The sequence below is a fragment of the Staphylococcus ureilyticus genome (assembly GCF_002902235.1).
Classification (GTDB): Bacteria; Bacillota; Bacilli; order Staphylococcales; family Staphylococcaceae; genus Staphylococcus; species Staphylococcus ureilyticus.
In genome coordinates, this window is record NZ_PPRL01000082.1 from 21956 (window position 1) to 43174 (window position 21219).

Consider the following 21219-nt stretch of genomic DNA (forward strand, 5'->3'; position numbering starts at 1 on the left):
TTCTTCATGGTCTTGGATTCTACTTTTATCAAATCTTACTTCTTGTGTAGAATTAGCACCAAATTTAAATATTGCAACGGATTGCTTTCTTTTATTTGCAAGCCAAACTTCAGTATCATCTTGATTACGATGCACAACTTGATAATTTAAATATTTTATCCAAGTATAAATTGACTTCCAAAAATGCTTTTCTGTAATCATTTTTCCCTCCATTAATTTGTAGTCGCTATAATTAGTTTTTGCACTGGTTGATCATGTGCTTCTATTTCAAAATTATTTATTTGAAAGTCATAAATTAAACTTATTGTTGGCTGCTGATGTTGTGATAAAAATTTATCAAAATAGCCGCCACCATAGCCGATTCTATAACCTTTATTATTAAATACTACACCAGGCACGATTAATAGGTCTAAATCATTTGTTATTTCTGTGTCACTTGTAACATAATTAATTCCTTTATCGTCAGGTGCAATATTTGATAAATTATCTAACTCCTTAAATGACATTGTTTTGTTTTTATAATTAGTTTCTGGTACAAATACTTTTTTATCATCATTTAATATTTTCGAAATGATGGGATAAGTATCTACTTCATGTTGCATTGAGAGGACAACTCCAATACGATATGCCGATTTATATTCAGATGTATTCATTAATTGTTGTGTTAAGTATTGATCAGCAGATAATTTTTGATCTTGATCCGAAAATTGTTTCATTTTATTTATGGTTTCTTTTCTTAACTTATGTTTACTCATATATGACACCTTCCCATTTTATATCCTCTTTTATTATAACGATAATAATATATTATGTCATCAAACTGTCATTTCAATATTTTTAATAAAAAAATAACCAGATTCTAAAATTAGAATCTGGTTAAAAATTTAATTATTTTGTTTCACGGTGCAATGTATGTTTGTTATCACGAGCACAGTGTTTTTTCATTTCGATACGTTCAGGATTAGTACGTTTATTTTTTGTTGTGATGTAGTTTCTTTCCCCACATTCTGTGCAAGCTAGTGTTACGTTTACGCGCATGCTAATTCCTCCTTACCTTTTCAAAATACGACTTATTTATCATACCATTTAGTTATAAAATTGAAAAGTATTATTTTTCATATATACCATACCCATAGGTTTTTAACTTAAAAATGAGTTATATGAATTTTATTTTTTATCTTTTTCCTTAAAATAATAGTTAATGATATCTCTACCTAAGTCACCACCATTAAGCCAAGGTTCTGGTACAGGTTGATTTGTATATACAATTGAAAATGCTAATTTCGGATTATCACTTGGTGCATAACCTACGTAAGTTGAATTTACTTTTGGTTTGCCGTCCTGGAATACTTCTGCTGTACCAGTTTTACCAGCTGAAGGCACAACAGTATTATTGAAACTTTGATAACCTGTACCTTCTTTTTCATTATATGCCATTTTGAAACCTTCTTGCACTTGCTTAACTTGATCTGATGTATTGTTAACTTTATTTAATACGTCGCCCTTTACTTTTTGTTTCACAGGGCCTAATGAATCTTTATTTGTTGCTTTTCTGATTTCTAAACCAATATGTGGTTGAATTCTATAACCACTGTTCGCAATCGTAGAAGCATATTGGGATAATTGTAACGGTGAATAAGTGTCATATTGTCCAATTGCCAAATCTAAATAATTACCTGGATTATCTGTTAGCGGTTCTATTTGTCCGCCAGTCTCATTTGGTAAATCGATACCTGTTTTAACACCTAAACCAACTTGATTTAGTCCTTTTCGTAATTTTTGACCTGCTTCTGAGATATCAGTAGGTAGTGACATGTTTGGCGCGTATGGTGAACCTGCTATTTTTAATGCTGTTTTAAACATATATACGTTTGATGAATGCATTAAAGCTTCTTTATCATCTATAGTTACTTTACCATCTTGGTTAAAGTATGAACGTTTAGAAAGACCACCAGAAAATTTCAATGGTTCATCAACCATTTTTTCGCCCACATTAATAGCATTATTTTGATAACCAGCAAGTAATGTTCCGCCTTTAACAGACGATCCAACAGCGTATTGTGATGTAAAAGTTCCGATATCATAATCGGTTAAATCACCATTTTTATCAATTTGTTTACCAGCCATTGCTAAAATATCGCCATTATTCGGATTTTGAACAACCACTAAAGCATTGTCCATATCTTTAGCACCTTCACTACGTAATTTGCTTATTTGTTTTTCTAAATATTCTTCAGTTTTCTTTTGCAAATCAATATCAATACTTAAAACAAGATCATCTCCGCGTGACCCCTTATGAATCACTTGTGAATCAATAACTTCTCCTGATTTATCTGTTGTATATTTCATTTCTTTCTTTTTACCTTTGAGAATATCATCATACTGATATTCCAAATAAGATTTTCCTACACGATCATTTCTTGAATAACCTTTAGACAAATATTGTTCTGTTAATTCTTTTGGAATACCTTCTTGTGTCGTAGAGACATCACCAAAAATACCACGTAATGTATCATCATATGGATACTTTCGATCCCAGTCCATTGTTGTATTAACCCCTGGTAAATCAGAAAGTTTTTGTGACACTGCAGCATATTCTTCATCAGTAACATCTTCATTTTTAATCATTTGAGGATCTAATGCAGAACCTGACATCATCTCTCTAAATATCGCTAATACTTGTAAATCTTTGTCTGAAAATGAATCAAATTGTTGCTTTCCAATTTTTTTATGTAACGTTTCATCATATTGTTCTTGTGAAATACTCCCATCATCTAACAACGCTTGTTCTTTTTTCATTAATTTGTCAGCTTGATTAGGGTGTTTTAAAATCCAAAAATCTTGTTTATCTCGATCTGTGATTTTATCGGTATCCATTTTTATAAGTTTCGATAAATCAGTAGCTATTTTTAAAACCTCTGATTGAGAAGTTTTTCTTCCCCGAGAAAAAGTGATAGCTTTTTTTGATGCATTATCTACTAGAACTTTACCATTTCTATCGAGAATTCTTCCTCTCGGAACAGCTTCATTAACAGTTAAATTCTCACTATTTTTAATTAATTGTTTATAATGAGAGCCTTGTGCAATTTGCAAATAACCTAATCGTAAGACAATTATTGCAAAAATAAATACAATTAGACCAAACACAAAGCTTATTCTTTTATTCATCGTATTTCTTATTTTCTCATCGTTTGATTTTTCCTTTAATCTTTTTAGCAAAACAACATACCTCTATTCAAAAGTGATCACTTTAAATGATATATGAAATTGATGCAGATTTCTATTATTTTAAATAAAAAAATGACGACCTGTGTAAGGCCGTCAAAAATAGAAGCTTAATTATTTAGCAGCGTTATATAATTCATCAACTTTTTCCCAATTTACAACGTTCCAGAAAGCACTAATATATTCTGGACGTTTGTTTTGGTATTTAAGATAATAAGCATGTTCCCAAACGTCTAAGCCTAAGATAGGTGTTTTACCTTCAGTTAATGGGTTATCTTGGTTTGGAGTTGTAACAATTTCTAAATTGCCATTATTAACAACTAGCCAAGCCCAACCTGAACCAAAACGAGCTGCAGCTTTATCTGCAAATTCTTCTTTAAATGCATCTAAAGAACCCCATTGTTCCTTAATTTTATCAACTACAGTTCCTTTTTCTTCAGAGTTTGGAGTTAATAATTCCCAGAATAATGAATGGTTTAAGTGTCCACCACCATTATTTCTAACAGCTGTTTGAATATTTTCTGGTACACTGTCTAAATTTGCTACAATTTCTTCAATTGATTTAGATTCTAAATCAGTACCTTCAATTGCTGCATTTAATTTAGTAACATAAGTGTTATGATGTTTGTCATGGTGGATTTCCATTGTTTGTTGATCAATATGTGGTTCTAATGCGTCAGAACCATAAGGTAAATTTGGTAATTCAAAAGCCATAAATAATCATCCTCCTAATTAATCTGTAAATAAAGCATAACAACTAAAAATGATTACAACAATGAATATGCTTACAAACTTATTCAAAAGTCATAAAATTATATTTGTTATCTTTAGTTCCTTTACTATTATATCTCAAAATAGTGGATTTTAAACATAAAGGACAAAGTATTTTAAAAATTCAATAAAATTCAGACTAATGACCTATATTTAGAAGGAAACTTTTTAGTAATAAACGTCGATAGGTGCTATTTTACATTAGATACACTCTAAAAATTTTAAGCATGCTGACAAGCTTCACATATGCCATATACTTCTAATTTGTGTGTGTGAATATCGACTTTTGGTAAGAAAGTCTTTATCTGTTCAATTGGACAGAAATCAATTATTTTTGTATCACCACATGATTCACAAATAAAGTGATGATGGTGGTGGTCTGTACATGCTATTCTAAACTTCATTTCACCGTCGAGTTCAGTACCCTCAACGATACCTAAATCTTTAAATAAATGTAAATTTCGATATATTGTATCAAATGAGATACCTGGATAATCTTTGTCTAATTTTTGCTGTATATATTTTGCGTTAATGTATTTATCTTCTTCTATAAAAACATTTATCATATCTTTTCTTTTATTTGTATACTTGTGTCCTTCTGCTTTTAGAATATTAATTGCTTCATCTATTTTCATTATTAATAGCCCCTTTCACAGTTTTTAATTTAAACTTTTGATATGACATCATCATTGCTAATAAAAGTACAAGTAATACGACAATTACGCCTCCAGGAGAAATATTCATATAAAATGCTAATACTAGCCCTGCTATAACTGAAAATTCACCAATTAACACGCTTAATATAATAAGTTGTTTGAATCCTTTTGTCATACGCATTGCTATAGCTATCGGTAATGTAATTAATGCACTTACTAATAAAATACCTACGACTCTCATAGATGCAGATATGACCATTGCGACGATAATAATAAATAAAAATTGTATCCATTTCGGAATACCTATAACTTTACTATATTCTTCATCGAATGAAAGAATGAATAATTCCTTGTAAAATAACAATATAAATGCTAATACAATAATAACGATTGCGATAATAGTTGATAAATCGCTGATAGTTACAGCACTGATTGATCCAAATAATAATCCAACAATTTCTTGATTAAAACCATCTGCAAGCGAAATAAAAATGGCACTTAATGCTATGCCTGCACTCATTATAATAGGGATCGCAATTTCTTGATAATTACTATACGATGTTCTAAGTTTTTCAATCAATAACGCACCAATGATTGCAAACAATATCCCAAACCACATTGGATTAATAAAAGTTAGTGCGGGTGCAATAGTCACAAAAAACATCCCGAATGAGATACCACCAAGTGTAACGTGACTTAAAGCATCTGCAATTAATGATAGCCTTCGTACAACAATAAATGCACCAATTAATGGGGCAATAAAACCAATCAAAATACCACTTAATAGAGAGTATCTCATAAAATCAAAATTTAATAATGCCTCAATCATGATGAACAACACTCCCTATTATGTTGGTGATCTACAAATTGTATAGGATGACCGTATATTTTAGATATTTCTACCTCATCTAACGATTTAAAATCCTCTGTCGTGCCATGAAAATGCAGATGCTTGTTTAAACATGCTACTTCTGTAGCAGTATCAGCCACGACACCTATATCATGCGTAACCAAAATGATAGTTACGCCTTCATTTTTTAAAGTTTCTAGTGTTTCATAGAATTCACTGACGTGTTTTGCATCTATACCGTTAGTTGGTTCATCTAATATAAGGACTGAAGGGTTACTTATCAATGCTCGTGCAATTAATACACGTTGTTGTTGTCCACCTGATAATTCTGCAATATTTTTATTAATTAAATGGCCTATATTCAATCGATTTAATACGGCTTCCACTTTATTTTCATCATTTTTATTAAACCACTGAAATAACTTTTTACGTTTCGTTAGTCCACTCATAACGACTTCTTTAACACTTGCAGGAAAACCTGCTTTAAAAGCTTGAGCTTTTTGTGAAACATAACTAATCTTGTATAAAGATTGTTTTCCATTATATACATTACCATCTACAAGTATTTCACCTTTTTGCAACGGTAACAATCCTAAAATAATTTTTAGCAAAGTTGATTTACCGGCACCATTAGGTCCAACTATAGCCAAAAATTGTCCTTTATTAATTTTAATATTAATATTTTCTAATACTTTTTTGTTTTCAAAATAATAATCGATGTTTTTTAATTCGAACACTGGAGTAGTCATCTTTTCACCTCGTTCTATACTATACAACTTGCAAACAATTATGTAAATAGTAATGTTTACGAATTAACAAAAAAGGATGATATAGAGACTCATTTTGAATTGAGTTCACTATGTCATCCTTTAAATACATTTATCTATTTTTTCACATTTTTGATTATAATTCATTTTTTTAATATTATTGCATTAAAATTTTATCCTTTAAACTTGGATCAAATTGTTGTTGTTTAAGCATTTCAATTTCAAATTTATAAGGTGGTTTTTTATTCTTTTTATCTTCACCAACATAGGGTGTTTCAAGTATTTTGGGAATATTTTTAAACGTATCATGATGAACGATATAATTTAAGGCATCAAATCCGATATAACCAAAACCTATATTTTCGTGTCTATCTTTATGAGCACCAATATCATTTTTACTATCATTTACATGAACAACTTGTATTCTATCTATGCCTATTATCTTATCAAATTCATTCAACACACCATCAAAATCTTCTTTTACATTATAGCCTGCATCATGAGTATGACATGTATCGAAACACACAGATAAACGTTCATTATGTTTGACACCATCTATAATTCGAGCGATTTCTTCAAAATTTCTCCCAATTTCTGAACCTTTGCCAGCCATTGTTTCAAGTGCAATGCGTACATTATTGTCATTCGTCAGCACTTCATTTAGACCTTCTATGATTTTATTAATACCAACGTCAGCACCTTCTCCTACATGTGAGCCAGGGTGCAATACTATGTCTTTGGCACCAATGGCTTGCGTTCTTTCAATTTCACTTTGTAAAAATTCTACGCCTAGGTTAAACACATGTGGTTTGACAGTATTTGCAATATTTATTATATAAGGTGCATGTACTACAATATTTGAAAGACCGTACGTTTGCATTAATTCTTGTCCCTGATCAATATTTAGCTCTTCTATTGGCTTTCTTCTTGTATTTTGTGGTGCACCTGTATAAATCATAAAAGTAGATTCACCGAATTTATGTGCTTCTTCAGCTGAACCTGCCAACATTTTTTTACCATTCATAGATACATGAGATCCTAATAACATAGTAGTCACCAATCCTTTATTTATTTTTTCTGGCTTGACGATTTTGTTTCTTACTGTATTTTTTACGCTCTTGACGTTTTAAATGTTCAAGATCACGTTGGAATTTTTTCTTATAGCCAGGTTTTACTTTTTTCTTATTTCTCTTCACTTTATTTTTTAATTCATTTGTTAAATGATCATCTTTATTCTTACGTGATTGACGTGTATTGTGTGCTTTAATTGGTGATAACTCATCATTTTTTATATCAACATTTTCAAATTGATAACCTCGTTGTTCTATTAACGCTATGTTTTCTTCTTCTTCAGGGCTATATAAGGTAATCGCCACGCCCTTGTATTGCCCTCTACCTGTACGGCCAACACGATGCGTGAAGAAATCGATATCATTTGGTACATCAAAGTTAATCACGTGGCTTACGCCTTCAATATCTATTCCACGCGATGCTAAGTCACTTGCAATAACATATTGAAATTCTAAGTTGCGAATACGCTTCATTTGTTGTTTACGCTCTCTTGGCGTTAAACCACCATGTATCATACCTAATTTTAAACCTGCTGCATTTAACTGGTCTGCAAGTTCGTTTGCATTATCACGACTATTACAAAATATAATACATAGATATGGATTTAAAATATCAATGAGTTTTATTGTTTTTTCTATCTTTGCCTCACCCTTTGTCGGAATTAAATAGAATTCAATATTTTTTTTATTTTTTTGAACATTTTCAATTTCGACGTATTCAGGATTTTCTAAATATTTATTTAAAAATGGATGTAATGATTTAGGAATAGTAGCGCTAAACACAGCTATATGGGAGTCTTCATCTAAACGTGTAGCAATGTAGTCTACCTCTTCTATTAATCCTAAATCAATCATTAAATCAGCTTCGTCCACAACTAAATAAGAAGCCAAATGCACATGCAAATCTCCATGTTTAGCTAAATCGTTTATCCGAGTTGGTGTTCCTATAATAAGTTGTGGTTGATTCTTAGCGCGTTGTCTATCTTTTTCTATATCTGTGCCACCAATAAAAAGTTTAACAGATAAATCACCTTTGTAATCAGCTAAATGACTAGCGACATCAAATAGCTGTTGCGCTAATTCCCTTGTTGGAGCGACGATGATTGCCTGTGGTTCTTTAATATCGACATTTATTAAATGTATCAGTGGTAATAAAAAGGCATGGGATTTTCCAGTGCCTGTCTGAGATTGTCCAATTATGTTTACTTGTTTTAATATTTTTGGAATAACTCTATTTTGTATTTCTGTAGGTTGATTAAAGTTCAAATTTCGTACCGCGTCGATTAAACTTGGGTCTAAATTAAACTTATCGAATGGGTGATTTGCCATGATTTGGCCTCCTTAAATCTTCATCTTTTCTATTATAAAGCATTCGCAAACGATTTTGAACTAATTATTTTATACTAAATTGGCAGTCATCAAATATAATTTAAATGTAAGTGTAGCTGGAACATAAGGATGCACAGCCTAGAAAAAGATTACTAGCAGTTGACTAAAATAAATTTTATTTCTTGATAGTAACATGCATGGCAATTATAAATAATTAAATGGATCTGTGTTGAGGTTAGATGCCTTAATTTCAAAAGTAATATCATCTGGGTTAAACCAATCTATTAATAAATTACACAAACCATCTTTCATTACATATTCACTATAATGGTTAATATCTAATAAGTTAATACCAGCAGTTTTTGCATCTAATGCTTCATGATGTTTAATATCACCAGTGATAAAGATATCTGCACCTTGTTGAGCGGCTTGAGTCTCAAATCCAATACCGGAACCACCAATAATCGCAACCTTCTTAATAATTTGATCTAAATTACCAACATATCTCACACTTGGCATTGCCAAATTCGCTTTGACATGCTTCACAAATGTAGATATATCCATCTCGGATTCTAAATCACCAATTATACCTAAACCATAATTCGCTTCTTTTTCCATTTTTATAAAATCAAAAACTGGTGTTTCGTATGGATGATTATTTTTAATTAATTCTTCTGCTAAATCTTTTTGATATGTTTCAATCATAAATTCTAATTTAAATTCTTTTACTTCTTCAATTTTATCTATTGAGCCAATATGTGGGTTGGCACTACCAGTAGGCTTGAATTGTCCATTCCCTGAACTTTCAAAGAAACAATATTTATAATTTCCTTCTTCAGCTAATCCTGCATCACTCAATGCATCTTTAAATGTTTTAAGATTCTCTTCAGGTATAAACACTTGTACCTTATAGTATTTTAAAGTTTCTGGATTTAAAATATGTTGGTTCTTCAATTGAAGCTTTTCTGCTAACATTGCATTAACACCTTTTGGATAAACATCCAAATTTGTATGTAAAGCAATTAAATTAATATCATTTTTAATTAATTTTCGTAAGATAGCACCATAGCCTTCTTGTTGAATGATATTATTAACACCTTTAAATATGAGTGGATGATGACAAATAATTGTATTGAAACCTTGGTTTATTGCTTCATCAACAATTTCATTGGTACAATCTAGCGCGGTTAAAACACCTGAAATTTCAGCAGATTCGTCTCCGATTAACAAGCCGACATTATCCCATGACTCTGCAGTTTCAAATGGTACATGCTGATTTATTACTTGGAGTAACGTTTTAATTTTCATTTACAACACCTCATTAATTAAATTGATTTCGTTGTTGATTTCATTTAACCGTTCACGATGTTTTTCAGTGTTCAATTGATCTTTGATTTTTTGTAATGCCTGTCGTTCTCTTTCCCATTTTTTAAAAAATAATTCATGTTTCTTTTTTAATAAAATCGGTCCAAACTTTATTTCTGATTTAGTAAGTGTTTGTGTTTGTTGTTCAAAATAATCTGCCACTATTATTTCATATATATGCCCTTTTTCTTCTAAAATAACTTCTTCAATAATCTTGTAATGCATGGAATCTAACAAATTTCTAATCGCACTAGATTGTATATTACTTTGTAAAATAAGTCTCGGATGGGCAGTTAATTTCTCTTTACCTTCTTCAAGTATTTTAGCTATTAACGGTCCACCCATACCACATATAGTGATGGAATTAACTTGATCATTTGACTGTAATATCGACAATCCATCACCTAGTCTAACATCGACATGATTACTTAACTCATGTTCCACAACATTTTTTTTCGAAGCTTCAAACGGTCCTTTGATAACTTCTCCAGCAATTGCATTTTTGACTAAATTGTTTTCAATCGCATAAATCGGAAGGTATGCATGGTCTGAACCAATATCCGCTAAACAATCACCTATTATATATGTACTTACTTTTTTTAATCTTTGATTTAATATAACCATAAAAGCGCTCCTCTATGTAAATGTAAAAAGCTCTTTTGTACGACTAGGTACAAAAGAGCTGAAAAATTAGTCCATAAAGTCTTTAAGACGTTTACTTCTACTCGGATGTCTTAATTTTCTCAATGCTTTAGCTTCAATTTGACGAATACGTTCTCTCGTAACGCCGAAGACTTTGCCTACTTCTTCTAGTGTACGTGTTCTTCCATCATCAAGTCCAAAACGTAAGCGCAGTACATTTTCTTCTCTATCTGTTAATGTATCTAAGACATCTTCCAGTTGTTCTTTTAATAATTCATAAGCTGCATGATCAGATGGACTTTGGGCTTCTTGGTCTTCAATAAAATCACCTAAGTGACTGTCATCTTCTTCACCAATTGGTGTTTCTAATGAAACTGGCTCTTGAGCTATTTTTAATATTTCTCTTACTTTTTCTGGTGGTAAATCCATTTCCTCACCAATTTCTTCTGGTGCTGGATCACGACCTAAATCTTGTAATAATTGTCTTTGTACACGGATTAATTTATTAATTGTTTCTACCATATGCACTGGAATACGTATTGTACGAGCTTGGTCTGCAATAGCACGTGTTATTGCTTGACGTATCCACCATGTCGCATATGTTGAAAATTTAAATCCTTTATTAAAATCGAACTTTTCAACTGCTTTTATTAAGCCCATATTACCTTCTTGAATTAAATCTAAGAAAAGCATGCCACGACCAACATATCTTTTGGCTATACTGACTACTAAACGCAAGTTTGCTTCAGCTAATCTTGACTTAGCAACTTCGTCACCTTGTTCAATTCTTTTCGCCAATTCTATTTCTTCTTGCGCATTTAATAAATCGACACGTCCGATTTCTTTAAGATACATACGAACAGGGTCATTAATTTTAACACCTGGAGGAGCACTTAAATCATTAGGATTTAATTTTGCATCTTTGTCAGAACTATCTTTTTCGTTTACCAAACTGATATCGTTATCTGTTAATTGATCAAATAGTTCGTCCATTTGATCAGAATCCATCTCGAAGTTTTGCAATTTCTCTGCAATTTCTTCATGACTAAGATGCCCTTCTTTTTTACCTTTTTCAATTAAGTGTTTTTTTACATCTTCTAAAGTTAGAGATGGGTCTATTGTTTGCTTTTTAAGTATAACTTTATTTCCAGACATGAAAAGGCCTCCCGAATATAATATCAACTTGAAACCATGATATCATTTGATAGATAATCTTAATACTATCTACCCATAAATCATACGGTTTATTCAAGTTGTTAAACCCAATAATCTACAGATATATTCATTTTTAATTTAATTCATTCTATTTTTATTGAAGTTTACAATTTTTTCTAGGTAATATTTCTGCAACTCTAAATCACCTAATCTAGAAGCCTCCCGTAACTTTTGATTAAGCGATTCAATCGTTTCTTCATTTCTATTTGTTAAAAGTGTGTCTAAATAATCATCGATTTCATGTTCATATGGTTCTTCATTTATCAAATAGTTATCCAATGATATAAATGCTTCTTTAATGTCATTTGTATCGATATATTGTAAAACATCACTAATATTAAACGTATCATTCTCAGAATAAAACTCATGTAAAACATTAAATATACGCTTAAAATACTGATTTGTAAAGTCTTCTGTTTGAAGTAATTTATGATAATTTAAAAAAATATCCTTATCATTCATAAAATGTTTTAATAAAGCACGTTCTGCTTTTTCTTGCTTATTTAAATGAGTGAATTGTGGCACACTAGGCATTTGATATGACTGTGGTTGATAATAATCTTCACGTAGTCCTACTTCATTATTTAAACTATCCATGCTTACTTTAAACAATTCTGACACGTCTTGCAATATCTTTTTGCGTAAAATCGATGACTTCATTAATGAAATATCATTTGTGATTTCTTTTAAATACCTTTCATATGCTAAATCATTATTTTCTATTTCTTCTTGATGCATATGGACTTTATAAAGAATAAATGCTTTTTTTTCATGTTCCACAAAATAATTAAACGCATCTGCACCGTGTTTTCCAATATACTCATCCGGGTCCATGTTTTTTGGTAGTTGAACTACAAATACATTAAATCCTTGTTGCAATAATATTTGACCAGATTTTAAAGTGGCCTCACTACCCGCAAAATCTCCATCAAACATTAATGTCACATTTGAAGTGAGTTTTTTCATAAATGCGATATGTTCTTGTGAAATCTGAGTTCCCATACTTGCTACAACTTGATGCAATCCTGCGTAATCAGCTTTTATCACATCCATAAAACCTTCAAGTAGTATAATTTCATCATTTTTACGAATTGCTTTTCTAGCTTGATCAACGTTGTATAACAATCTTCTTTTTTGAAATATCGGTGTTTCAGGACTATTGAGATATTTAGGCTCTTGATTTGTATATGTTCTTCCTGAATAACCAACTGTTCGACCTTGTGCATTTGATAATGGAAACATAATTCGATCCCTGAACCGATCATAATAGCTGAAATTCTCTTCATTCCTAGACAATAAACCCGCTTCATATGCTAATTGAATATCATAACCTTTTTTCTGTAAAAAGTCATGGCAAAAATGTGCATTTTTAGGTGAATAACCTATTTTCCGACGATCTATGAGTTCATCTGTAAACCCACGTTCTTTTAAATAGTTTAACGCTTTTTCTCCTTCAACGGTTTTTTTTAATGCATAATGATAGTAATCTTGCATTAATTCATGCATTTCAATCATTTGCAAATCTTCAGAAGCAATTTGATGATTAGTATGCTGTTCTGATGTTGCTTGCGGTGTTTCCACTTCAACATTTACACGTTCACCTAATAACTTTACAGCTTCAGTAAAAGAAACGTCTTTAATTTCTTGAGTGAATTGAAAGACGTTTCCTCCTTTTTTACAACCAAAGCAATGGCAAATTTGTTTATCTTCAGAAACTGTAAACGACGGTGTTTTTTCATCATGAAAAGGACACAACCCAATGTAATTGCGCCCTCTTTTTTCTAATTTAACGTATTCACTTACTAAATCGAGAATATCTGTTTTCTCTTTTATTTCATTAATGGTTGCTTGTTCAATTCGCAAAATTATCACCTATTAGACAGTAGTTATAATATTATAATAGAAATTCTTATTTTAAGAAACTGTTTTGCTCAATGATACTTATGATATCATTTGCAGTTTCTTCAATCGCTTTATCAGTTACGTCTATAACAGGACATCCAATTTTTTCAACTAATTCATTGAAATAATTTAATTCTTCTTCAATACGTTGCTCGGTAGCATATCTTGCACTATCACCTAAGCCTAATTGCTTTAATCTTTCTTTTCTGATGCGATTTAATTTATCCTCACTTATCTTTAAGGCAATACATTTTGAAGTATCAACATTAAATAAATTATCTGGAGGTGTGACTTCTGGCACAATAGGAATATTCATCACCTTATAACTTTTATGTGCAAGATACTGTGAAAGAGGCGTTTTTGAAGTTCTAGATATGCCCAATAGAACGATATCAGCTTTATCTAGACCTTTTGGGTCTTTACCGTCATCGTATTTTACTGCAAATTCTATAGCGTCAATTTTTTTAAAATATGCTTCATCTAATTGGTGCACGAGTCCGGGTTCAAAATATGGTTGCTCATCTATTTTATCTAATAATATATTCATCAATGGGCCCATAATATCTACAGATTTAATTTGAAATTCTTTTATTTTTGCTTCCATATACTTTCTTATTTCTGGTTTAACTAATGTATAAACAACTATCGCTTCAGTATCTTTAGCAACTGAGATTACCTCATCTACGTTTTCTAAAGCTTCTATATACGGATATCTACTAATTTCACTTTCACATTGATTTGGGTTGAATTGTGAAATACAAGCTCTTGCCACAAGTTCAGCTGTTTCACCTACTGAGTCAGAAGCAACAATAATTTTAATATTTTCCATTTAATACATACCACCTATTCATTTAGTAAAGAGACAAAAATTTTAGTAATTGATGTTTTAGAAATACGGCCCTTCACTTCATATTTTCCATTTTCTTTTTTATTCACAATTGGTAAAGAATCAATTTCCTTTTCAATCATTAGGTTTGCAGCAAATATGACACGTTCGTCTTCCAATACAAAGCTTAAATTAGGCATACGAGTCATTATAATATTAACAGGCATAGTATGTATATCCTTACCTATCATCGAAGCACGTAATAAATCCTTCCGAGAACAAACGCCTATAAAATCTCCTTCATTATTTATAACAAATAACGTACTAACATCCTCTAGAAATATAGTACAAATTGCATCGTAAACTGACATTTCACTTTTCACTACTACAGGGTGTGACGCATAATCTTTAACAATATATTGTTTTAATTGATCAGCAATTAATTTATTTTTGGGTTTTCCAGAATAGTAGTAGCCTACGCGTGGGCGTGCTTCTAAAATACCAGACATTGTAAGTATTGCTAAATCTGGTCTCAAGGTCGCTCTTGTAAGACTAAGATGTTCTGCTATATGTTCACCAGTAATAGGTCCATTATTTTTGACAATATCAACAATTTGTTGTTGTCTTTTATTCAGTTCTATAAGACTTCACCCCTTTACTCATTACATTTAATTATACATTGAATTATAAATTGCTACAAATACATATATTTACTTGCTAATAATCAACCAATACATTAAAATTATATTTAAAGCGAGTTAAGGGTGGTGAAAGCTTAACATAACAATTGGCTAAAAATTTAAAAAGAAGTTTCAAAGGCGAGTGTACACACTAAATTGGGTGGAACCGCGGGTTAATAATAATTTATTAAAAACACATAATTATATGTGATTAAAAATAATTAACTCGTCCCAAGGCAATGATTAAGTTTTTGCTTTTTCTTTGTCTTGGGGCGTTTTTATGTTAAAAGGAGTGTTTTTTTTGGCAAAAGATATGGAAACAATTGTTCAGTTAGCAAAACACAGAGGATTTGTATTCCCTGGTAGTGATATTTATGGTGGTTTATCAAATACGTGGGACTATGGTCCATTAGGTGTAGAATTAAAAAATAATATTAAAAAAGCATGGTGGCAAAAATTTATCACGCAATCTCCATATAATGTAGGGATTGATGCAGCAATTTTAATGAATCCAAAAACTTGGGAAGCATCTGGTCATTTAGGAAACTTTAACGATCCAATGATAGACAATAAAGATAGTAAAATTCGTTATCGTGCAGATAAAATAATAGAAGACTACATGGCGAATGAAAAAGGAGACGAAAATTTCGTAGCCGATGGTTTAAGTTTCGATGAAATGAAACGTATTATTGATGAAGAAGGTATTGTTTGCCCTGTAAGTGGAACTGCTAATTGGACAGATATTCGTCAATTTAACTTAATGTTCAAAACTTTCCAAGGTGTGACGGAAGATTCTACAAATGAAATTTTCCTACGTCCTGAAACTGCGCAAGGTATTTTCGTTAATTACAAAAATGTTCAACGTACAATGCGTAAAAAATTGCCATTCGGGATTGGTCAAATCGGTAAATCATTCCGTAATGAAATTACACCTGGTAACTTCATCTTTAGAACACGTGAATTTGAACAGATGGAATTAGAATTTTTCTGTAAACCTGGTGAAGAAATAGAATGGCAAAATTATTGGAAAACTTTTGCTAGCCAATGGTTAAAAGACTTAAATTTAAGTGAATCGGCTACGCGTTTACGTGACCATGATGCAGACGAATTATCCCACTACTCAAATGCAACAACTGACATAGAATATCGTTTCCCATTCGGTTGGGGAGAATTATGGGGTATTGCAAGTAGAACAGATTATGATTTAAAACAACACAGTGAACATTCTGGTGAAGATTTCCAATATCATGATCAAGAAACTGGCGAAAAATACCTTCCATATTGTATTGAACCATCACTTGGTGCAGACCGTGTCACATTAGCATTCCTTTGCGATGCATATGCTGAAGAAGGTGTTGAAGGTAGTAAGGATTCAAGAACTGTATTACACTTCCACCCTGCATTAGCACCTTATAAAGCTGCTGTTTTACCATTAAGTAAAAAATTATCTGGTGATGCAATTAAAATATTTGAACAATTAAGTGCTAACTTTGCAATTGATTTTGATGAATCACAATCAATTGGTAAACGTTACCGCCGTCAAGATGAAATCGGTACACCATACTGTATAACATTTGACTTTGATTCACTAGAAGATCAACAAGTAACTGTACGTGACAGAGATACGATGGAACAAGTACGTATGCCGATTGCTGAATTAGAAAGTTTCTTAACTGAAAAAGTGAAATTTTAATTTCACTTTTTCAAGTTATACTTTGAAAATAGTAGTACAAAATGAAAACGTCAATTTCTATATAATTTATAGAAATTGACGTTTTTTTACTCATAAAATTTTATTTCTCATTAATTTTGACTATATTTCATTAATTTGAATGATCTAATCTTTGTAATTGATTAATAAGCTTTTGACTTTTGAAATACATACCTGCATATTCACTATATAACATTATCATTAATTGCGACATTTCATTAATAATATCTTGATGAATACTCAAGGCGTTCATTTTACTTATAGGTAAATTTTGTAACACATCTAATAAGTAAAGCGTTTTATTGGATAGTAGTAAAGCATTTGGATCTTGAGATTTTGCATGATTTGAAATTGCACCATCAAATTTAAAACTATAACCAATGAGTTTAGCTTGGTCATCATCACCAGTGACCACACAATGATTGAAAATTGCGCTAAACCCAAACTTTGACATTGATTTAATTAATACAATTACCGACATCAACTGTGCGGATACACCACTTTTAATTTTATCTAATACAAAATGTAATAATTCGTAGCTAAACTGTGACAGTTCATCATTATCAATAGATCGATCTATCGTTTCAGTACATAAACTAGCATAACTACTCTCATAAATATCTAATCGAAGATGATAATTTTGATCGATGACATCTACTGAACTTAAAGTTCCCATGCCTTTCCATTTAGAATAAATAAACAAACCATAAACAAATAATTGCGTATTAGCTTGCAAACCACTCTTACTCTTTTTGGCACGGCGAACCATAAGTGGAATTTTTGCACCGTATTCATTTAAAATTGTAATAATTTTATCGGATTCGCCATAATCAACCGTTTTAATAATGATACCTTTTTGTTTGATTAACATTTTAGCTCACCGACTCTCAACTTAATCTTGATCTTCTAAATAGCCCATTTGACGAATAAAGTTTACTTTATTTCGCCAATCTTTTTGAACTTTTACCCATAGTTCTAAGTACACTTTAGACCCCAACAAGCCTTCAATATCTTGACGTGCTCTTTTCCCTACTTCTTTAAGTTTTTTACCACCTTTACCAATCACTATTCCTTTTTGTGAATCACGTTCTACAAAAATCGTTGCTTCAATCCTCACGCGTTCTTCATCTTCTTTAATCATACGATCAACATTGACGCCTATCGCATGTGGAATTTCTTCATTCGTTAGGTGTAATATTTTTTCACGAATGAGTTCGCTCACTACAAACTGTTCTGGGTGATCAGAAATTTGATTATCCGGATAGTATTTTGGCCCTTCAGGTAAATATGATTTAATAACATTGATAAAATGCTCAACATTTAATCCTTCTAAAGCAGATATAGGGACAATTTCGGTGAAATTCATATATTTTTTATATTTTTCTATTCTTGGCATGAGCTCATCCGGATGAACGAGGTCAATTTTATTTAACACTAAAAACACTGGTGTCTTGACTGATTTCAACATTTCCATTATGTATTCATCGCCTCGACCAATATCTTCATTAACATTAACCATAAACATAATGGCATCAATTTCAGATAGTGTATTTGTTGCAACACGCATCATATAGTCGCCTAATTTATGTTTAGGTTTGTGTATACCCGGTGTATCTAAAAAAATAATTTGTGCATCTTCTTGAGTCATGACACCTTGAATTTTATTTCTTGTCGTTTGTGCTTTATCAGACATAATAGCAATTTTATGTCCGATGACGCGATTAACAAAGGTAGATTTACCTACATTAGGTCTACCAATTATTGTTACAAATCCTGATTTATGTGCTGTCATTATTTTAAATCCTTTCCAGAAAATCCTAGAGGTAATAAATCACTAACTGTAGATTGAATCATGTCACCTTTGTGATTAGTCATATATACAGGCATTTCGTCATCACAAAGTTCTTTTAAAACCTGTCTACAAGAACCGCATGGCGAAGAAGGTGTTTCTGCATCAACGGTTACAGTGATGGATTCAAAATCGCCAGGTCGATATCCATCAGCAATAGCTGCAACTAGACTTGATCTTTCTGCACATATACCCAATGGATAAGCGGCATTTTCTACATTTGCGCCGTGATAAGTTTTACCATCTTTCGTAATTAAATACGCACCTACTTTAAAATTACTGTATGGCGCATAAGCTTTGCTTTGTGCTGTTCTTACTTCCTTGAAATAATCGGGTTGGTAAGCCATAATTTAACACTCCTATTCAATTTTTAATTATTATAGTATTTTTCCAAACTAAATGTTGCTTAATATATAGATAGATTAAAAATCGTATTTTCTATTTTATAAAATATGGTAAAAAAACAATAAGTCCTATTACCAACGCAATTAACGAAGCAAGCATAACACTAGCAGCTGCAGTGTCTTTAGCTTTCTTTGCAAGTTCATGATATTCATCTGTAATCAAATCCACTACATATTCTAGTGCTGTATTCATGGCTTCAAAAGTTAACACAAATCCTATAGCGATAATGATTAAAAACCATTCAACTATATTTATTTTTAAATAAAAACTCAGTAAAATTGCAAAACATGCAAAAATAATATGGATTAAAAACTTTTTATCTTTGTTAAAGAGGACCAGTAAACCTTGAAAAGCGTACTTAAAACGTTTCATAACTATCTCTAATCTCTTGGCAATCCATAAGCATTTAAAATTTCATCTTGTCGACCAAACATTATCTTTTCATCAGCTTCATCTATATGATCATAACCCAATAAATGTAAAAAGCCATGAAGCGCGAGAAAACCAAGTTCTCTTTCAAAAGAGTGTCCATATGCATCTGCTTGTGATTGAGCAACTTCAGTGCATATGATAATATCGCCGAGTACTCTTGGTATATCTAACCCACTGATTTCAGGTTCATCTTCCTCTAATGCAAAGGATATTACATCTGTCGCTTTATCTTTATCTCGATACATTTTATTAATTTGTTGAATTTCCACTTTATCTACAAATGTCACAGATAATTCGGCATCATTTTCTATGCCTTCTTGTTCTTTTGCAAAAGTAAGAAGGTCGTCTATTTGCTTAAACCATTTTTTATCGACTAATTCAGTATGATCATTAAAATCTATTGTGAACATTTACTCTTCTCCCTCATAGCGATCAATTATTTTACTTACAAGTGGATGACGCACAACATCGTTTTGGTCTAAATGATGGATACTTAAACCTTTTACATTGTGTAACTTTGCTATTGCTTCTTTAAGACCACTTTTAACACCTTTAGGTAAATCAATCTGTGTCTTATCACCGGTCACAACCATTTTCGACCCAAAACCTAACCTTGTTAAGAACATTTTCATTTGAGCATGTGTAGTGTTTTGTGCTTCATCTAAAATAACAAATGCATCATCAAGCGTTCTCCCTCGCATATATGCTAACGGTGCTATTTCTATAACACCACGCTCGATAAATCTAGCAGTTTGTTCTCTTCCTAAAACGGTATTTAAACCATCATATAATGGACGTAAATAAGGATCAACTTTCTCCTTCAAATCACCAGGTAAGAATCCTAATGATTCCCCAGCTTCTACTGCAGGTCTAGTCAAGACGATACGTTTAACATTACCCTTTCGTAATTGCTTGGCAGCATAAACAACAGCTAAAAATGTTTTCCCAGTACCTGCTGGTCCAACACCAAATACCAAGTCATTATGATACATAGCATTTACGTAAAGTCTTTGTCCCATAGTTTTAGCTCGTATTGTTTTACCAAACGCATCTTTAGTAATTTCGTCCTCATATAAATCTAATAAGTAATGAATCGTACCATTTTTTGCCATTTTAACAGCAGCTTCTACATCTTTGAGCGATATTGTAACGCCTTGCTGTATGACTTTCAATAAATTAATTAGTACTGATTCTGCTTGTTCTACATGCTCAACTTTTTCACCTTTAACGGCTATTTCTTGTCCTCGAGCATGTATTATGACATCAAATCCCTCTTCTATTGATTTTAGATTTTCATCATTGTTACCAATGAGTGCTTGCGCTTCATTGATGTCATCTATTTGAATAATTCCAGGCATATAGTTGCTCCTTTACAAATATATTCGTTTCTATTATTTTATCCTATTAGATTTTAAGTTACAAAAAATAATTATGATGCATGATATGAAATAAGCATTATTATAAAAATAATAATTTGAATAAATCATACTGCAACTTCAATATTATTATATCATGAAATAATCT

Annotated in this window: 22 protein-coding genes and 1 pseudogene; 1 reads left to right on the forward strand and 22 read right to left on the reverse strand. The window is 31.4% G+C overall.

All coding sequences use genetic code 11. The features are described from left to right. From CD150_RS13750 to ccpN, 16 genes and pseudogenes are all read right to left on the reverse strand, one after another. Positions 1-201: pseudogene (locus CD150_RS13750) on the reverse strand (rhomboid family intramembrane serine protease); the annotation flags it as partial. Between the two features lie 11 nt (positions 202-212). Next, a complete protein-coding gene (locus tag CD150_RS08325; protein ID WP_073341921.1) occupies positions 213-755 on the reverse strand; it encodes a 5-formyltetrahydrofolate cyclo-ligase in 543 nt (180 codons plus the stop codon). 133 nt (positions 756-888) lie between these two features. After that, positions 889-1038, reverse strand: coding sequence for a 50S ribosomal protein L33 (rpmG, locus tag CD150_RS08330; RefSeq protein WP_019469354.1), 150 nt, complete (start codon positions 1036-1038; stop codon positions 889-891). Positions 1039-1167: 129 nt separating this feature from the next. After that, positions 1168-3219, reverse strand: coding sequence for a peptidoglycan D,D-transpeptidase FtsI family protein (locus CD150_RS08335; protein WP_073341918.1), 2052 nt, complete (start codon positions 3217-3219; stop codon positions 1168-1170). A 120-nt stretch (positions 3220-3339) separates the two neighbouring features. Beyond that, positions 3340-3939 (reverse strand): superoxide dismutase, encoded by a 600-nt coding sequence (locus CD150_RS08340; RefSeq protein ID WP_046208161.1) that lies wholly within the window; start codon positions 3937-3939, stop codon positions 3340-3342. 278 nt (positions 3940-4217) lie between these two features. Continuing rightward, complete coding sequence (locus tag CD150_RS08345) at positions 4218-4631, reverse strand: Fur family transcriptional regulator (RefSeq protein ID WP_073341915.1); 414 nt, start codon at positions 4629-4631, stop codon at positions 4218-4220. Further along, positions 4618-5481, reverse strand: a complete 864-nt coding sequence (locus CD150_RS08350; protein WP_073341912.1) for a metal ABC transporter permease — start codon at positions 5479-5481, stop codon at positions 4618-4620. The genes CD150_RS08345 and CD150_RS08350 overlap by 14 nt, the downstream gene beginning before the upstream one ends. Continuing rightward, complete coding sequence (locus tag CD150_RS08355; RefSeq protein ID WP_073341909.1) at positions 5478-6251, reverse strand: metal ABC transporter ATP-binding protein; 774 nt, start codon at positions 6249-6251, stop codon at positions 5478-5480. Before CD150_RS08355 ends, CD150_RS08350 begins: the two co-directional genes overlap by 4 nt. Positions 6252-6426: 175 nt before the next feature. Further along, positions 6427-7317, reverse strand: a complete 891-nt coding sequence (locus CD150_RS08360; RefSeq protein WP_103161489.1) for a deoxyribonuclease IV — start codon at positions 7315-7317, stop codon at positions 6427-6429. A 16-nt stretch (positions 7318-7333) separates the two neighbouring features. Continuing rightward, positions 7334-8668, reverse strand: coding sequence for a DEAD/DEAH box helicase (locus CD150_RS08365; protein WP_073341903.1), 1335 nt, complete (start codon positions 8666-8668; stop codon positions 7334-7336). A gap of 204 nt (positions 8669-8872) precedes the next feature. Next, entirely contained in the window at positions 8873-9976 is a 1104-nt protein-coding gene (locus tag CD150_RS08370) for a Nif3-like dinuclear metal center hexameric protein (protein ID WP_073341900.1), read from the reverse strand. Further along, positions 9977-10657, reverse strand: a complete 681-nt coding sequence (locus CD150_RS08375; RefSeq protein WP_073341897.1) for a tRNA (adenine(22)-N(1))-methyltransferase — start codon at positions 10655-10657, stop codon at positions 9977-9979. Positions 10658-10723: 66 nt separating this feature from the next. Further along, positions 10724-11830: an RNA polymerase sigma factor RpoD gene (gene rpoD, locus CD150_RS08380; protein ID WP_073341894.1), complete on the reverse strand. Its 1107-nt coding sequence runs from the start codon at positions 11828-11830 to the stop codon at positions 10724-10726. Between the two features lie 138 nt (positions 11831-11968). After that, positions 11969-13753, reverse strand: coding sequence for a DNA primase (gene dnaG / locus CD150_RS08385; protein ID WP_073341891.1), 1785 nt, complete (start codon positions 13751-13753; stop codon positions 11969-11971). A gap of 46 nt (positions 13754-13799) precedes the next feature. Next, the gene (locus tag CD150_RS08390) at positions 13800-14621 is read right to left on the reverse strand and encodes a pyruvate, water dikinase regulatory protein (RefSeq protein ID WP_046208151.1); all 822 of its coding nucleotides are present in this window, start codon (positions 14619-14621) and stop codon (positions 13800-13802) included. Between the two features lie 14 nt (positions 14622-14635). Continuing rightward, positions 14636-15259 (reverse strand): transcriptional regulator CcpN, encoded by a 624-nt coding sequence (ccpN, locus tag CD150_RS08395; protein WP_073341889.1) that lies wholly within the window; start codon positions 15257-15259, stop codon positions 14636-14638. Positions 15260-15599: 340 nt separating this feature from the next. Here ccpN and CD150_RS08400 point away from each other — a divergent pair, with 340 nt between their 5' ends. Next, positions 15600-16991, forward strand: coding sequence for a glycine--tRNA ligase (locus tag CD150_RS08400; RefSeq protein WP_040030033.1), 1392 nt, complete (start codon positions 15600-15602; stop codon positions 16989-16991). 130 nt (positions 16992-17121) lie between these two features. Here CD150_RS08400 and recO read toward each other — a convergent pair whose 3' ends face one another. The 6 genes from recO to CD150_RS08430 form a co-directional block, all read right to left on the reverse strand. Beyond that, the gene (recO, locus tag CD150_RS08405; RefSeq protein WP_046208150.1) at positions 17122-17880 is read right to left on the reverse strand and encodes a DNA repair protein RecO; all 759 of its coding nucleotides are present in this window, start codon (positions 17878-17880) and stop codon (positions 17122-17124) included. 21 nt (positions 17881-17901) lie between these two features. Further along, a complete protein-coding gene (gene era / locus CD150_RS08410) occupies positions 17902-18801 on the reverse strand; it encodes a GTPase Era (RefSeq protein WP_046208149.1) in 900 nt (299 codons plus the stop codon). Beyond that, positions 18801-19205: a cytidine deaminase gene (gene cdd, locus CD150_RS08415; RefSeq protein ID WP_046208148.1), complete on the reverse strand. Its 405-nt coding sequence runs from the start codon at positions 19203-19205 to the stop codon at positions 18801-18803. The genes era and cdd overlap by 1 nt, the downstream gene beginning before the upstream one ends. A 91-nt stretch (positions 19206-19296) precedes the next feature. Next, on the reverse strand, positions 19297-19635 hold the full coding sequence (locus tag CD150_RS08420; protein ID WP_073341884.1) for a diacylglycerol kinase family protein: 339 nt from the start codon (positions 19633-19635) through the stop codon (positions 19297-19299). An 8-nt stretch (positions 19636-19643) separates the two neighbouring features. Continuing rightward, complete coding sequence (ybeY, locus tag CD150_RS08425; protein ID WP_103161490.1) at positions 19644-20105, reverse strand: rRNA maturation RNase YbeY; 462 nt, start codon at positions 20103-20105, stop codon at positions 19644-19646. After that, positions 20106-21053, reverse strand: a complete 948-nt coding sequence (locus tag CD150_RS08430; RefSeq protein WP_046208145.1) for a PhoH family protein — start codon at positions 21051-21053, stop codon at positions 20106-20108. Between the last annotated feature and the right edge of the window lie 166 nt (positions 21054-21219).

Bases quoted from the DNA above. Each gene is read 5' to 3' on its own strand.
- CD150_RS08375 (WP_073341897.1), bottom strand. From the start codon at position 10,657: ATGGTTATATTAAATCAAAGATTAAAAAAAGTAAGTACATATATAATA.
- cdd (WP_046208148.1), bottom strand. From the start codon at position 19,205: ATGGCTTACCAACCCGATTATTTCAAGGAAGTAAGAACAGCACAAAGC.
- CD150_RS08340 (WP_046208161.1), bottom strand. From the start codon at position 3,939: ATGGCTTTTGAATTACCAAATTTACCTTATGGTTCTGACGCATTAGAA.
- CD150_RS08365 (WP_073341903.1), bottom strand. From the start codon at position 8,668: ATGGCAAATCACCCATTCGATAAGTTTAATTTAGACCCAAGTTTAATC.
- CD150_RS08350 (WP_073341912.1), bottom strand. From the start codon at position 5,481: ATGATTGAGGCATTATTAAATTTTGATTTTATGAGATACTCTCTATTA.
- CD150_RS08355 (WP_073341909.1), bottom strand. From the start codon at position 6,251: ATGACTACTCCAGTGTTCGAATTAAAAAACATCGATTATTATTTTGAA.
- CD150_RS08345 (WP_073341915.1), bottom strand. From the start codon at position 4,631: ATGAAAATAGATGAAGCAATTAATATTCTAAAAGCAGAAGGACACAAG.
- CD150_RS08325 (WP_073341921.1), bottom strand. From the start codon at position 755: ATGAGTAAACATAAGTTAAGAAAAGAAACCATAAATAAAATGAAACAA.
- CD150_RS08360 (WP_103161489.1), bottom strand. From the start codon at position 7,317: ATGTTATTAGGATCTCATGTATCTATGAATGGTAAAAAAATGTTGGCA.
- CD150_RS08420 (WP_073341884.1), bottom strand. From the start codon at position 19,635: ATGAAACGTTTTAAGTACGCTTTTCAAGGTTTACTGGTCCTCTTTAAC.
- CD150_RS08370 (WP_073341900.1), bottom strand. From the start codon at position 9,976: ATGAAAATTAAAACGTTACTCCAAGTAATAAATCAGCATGTACCATTT.
- CD150_RS08430 (WP_046208145.1), bottom strand. From the start codon at position 21,053: ATGCCTGGAATTATTCAAATAGATGACATCAATGAAGCGCAAGCACTC.
- rpoD (WP_073341894.1), bottom strand. From the start codon at position 11,830: ATGTCTGGAAATAAAGTTATACTTAAAAAGCAAACAATAGACCCATCT.
- era (WP_046208149.1), bottom strand. From the start codon at position 18,801: ATGACAGCACATAAATCAGGATTTGTAACAATAATTGGTAGACCTAAT.
- rpmG (WP_019469354.1), bottom strand. From the start codon at position 1,038: ATGCGCGTAAACGTAACACTAGCTTGCACAGAATGTGGGGAAAGAAAC.
- ybeY (WP_103161490.1), bottom strand. From the start codon at position 20,105: ATGTTCACAATAGATTTTAATGATCATACTGAATTAGTCGATAAAAAA.
- CD150_RS08390 (WP_046208151.1), bottom strand. From the start codon at position 14,621: ATGGAAAATATTAAAATTATTGTTGCTTCTGACTCAGTAGGTGAAACA.
- recO (WP_046208150.1), bottom strand. From the start codon at position 17,880: ATGTTAATCAAACAAAAAGGTATCATTATTAAAACGGTTGATTATGGC.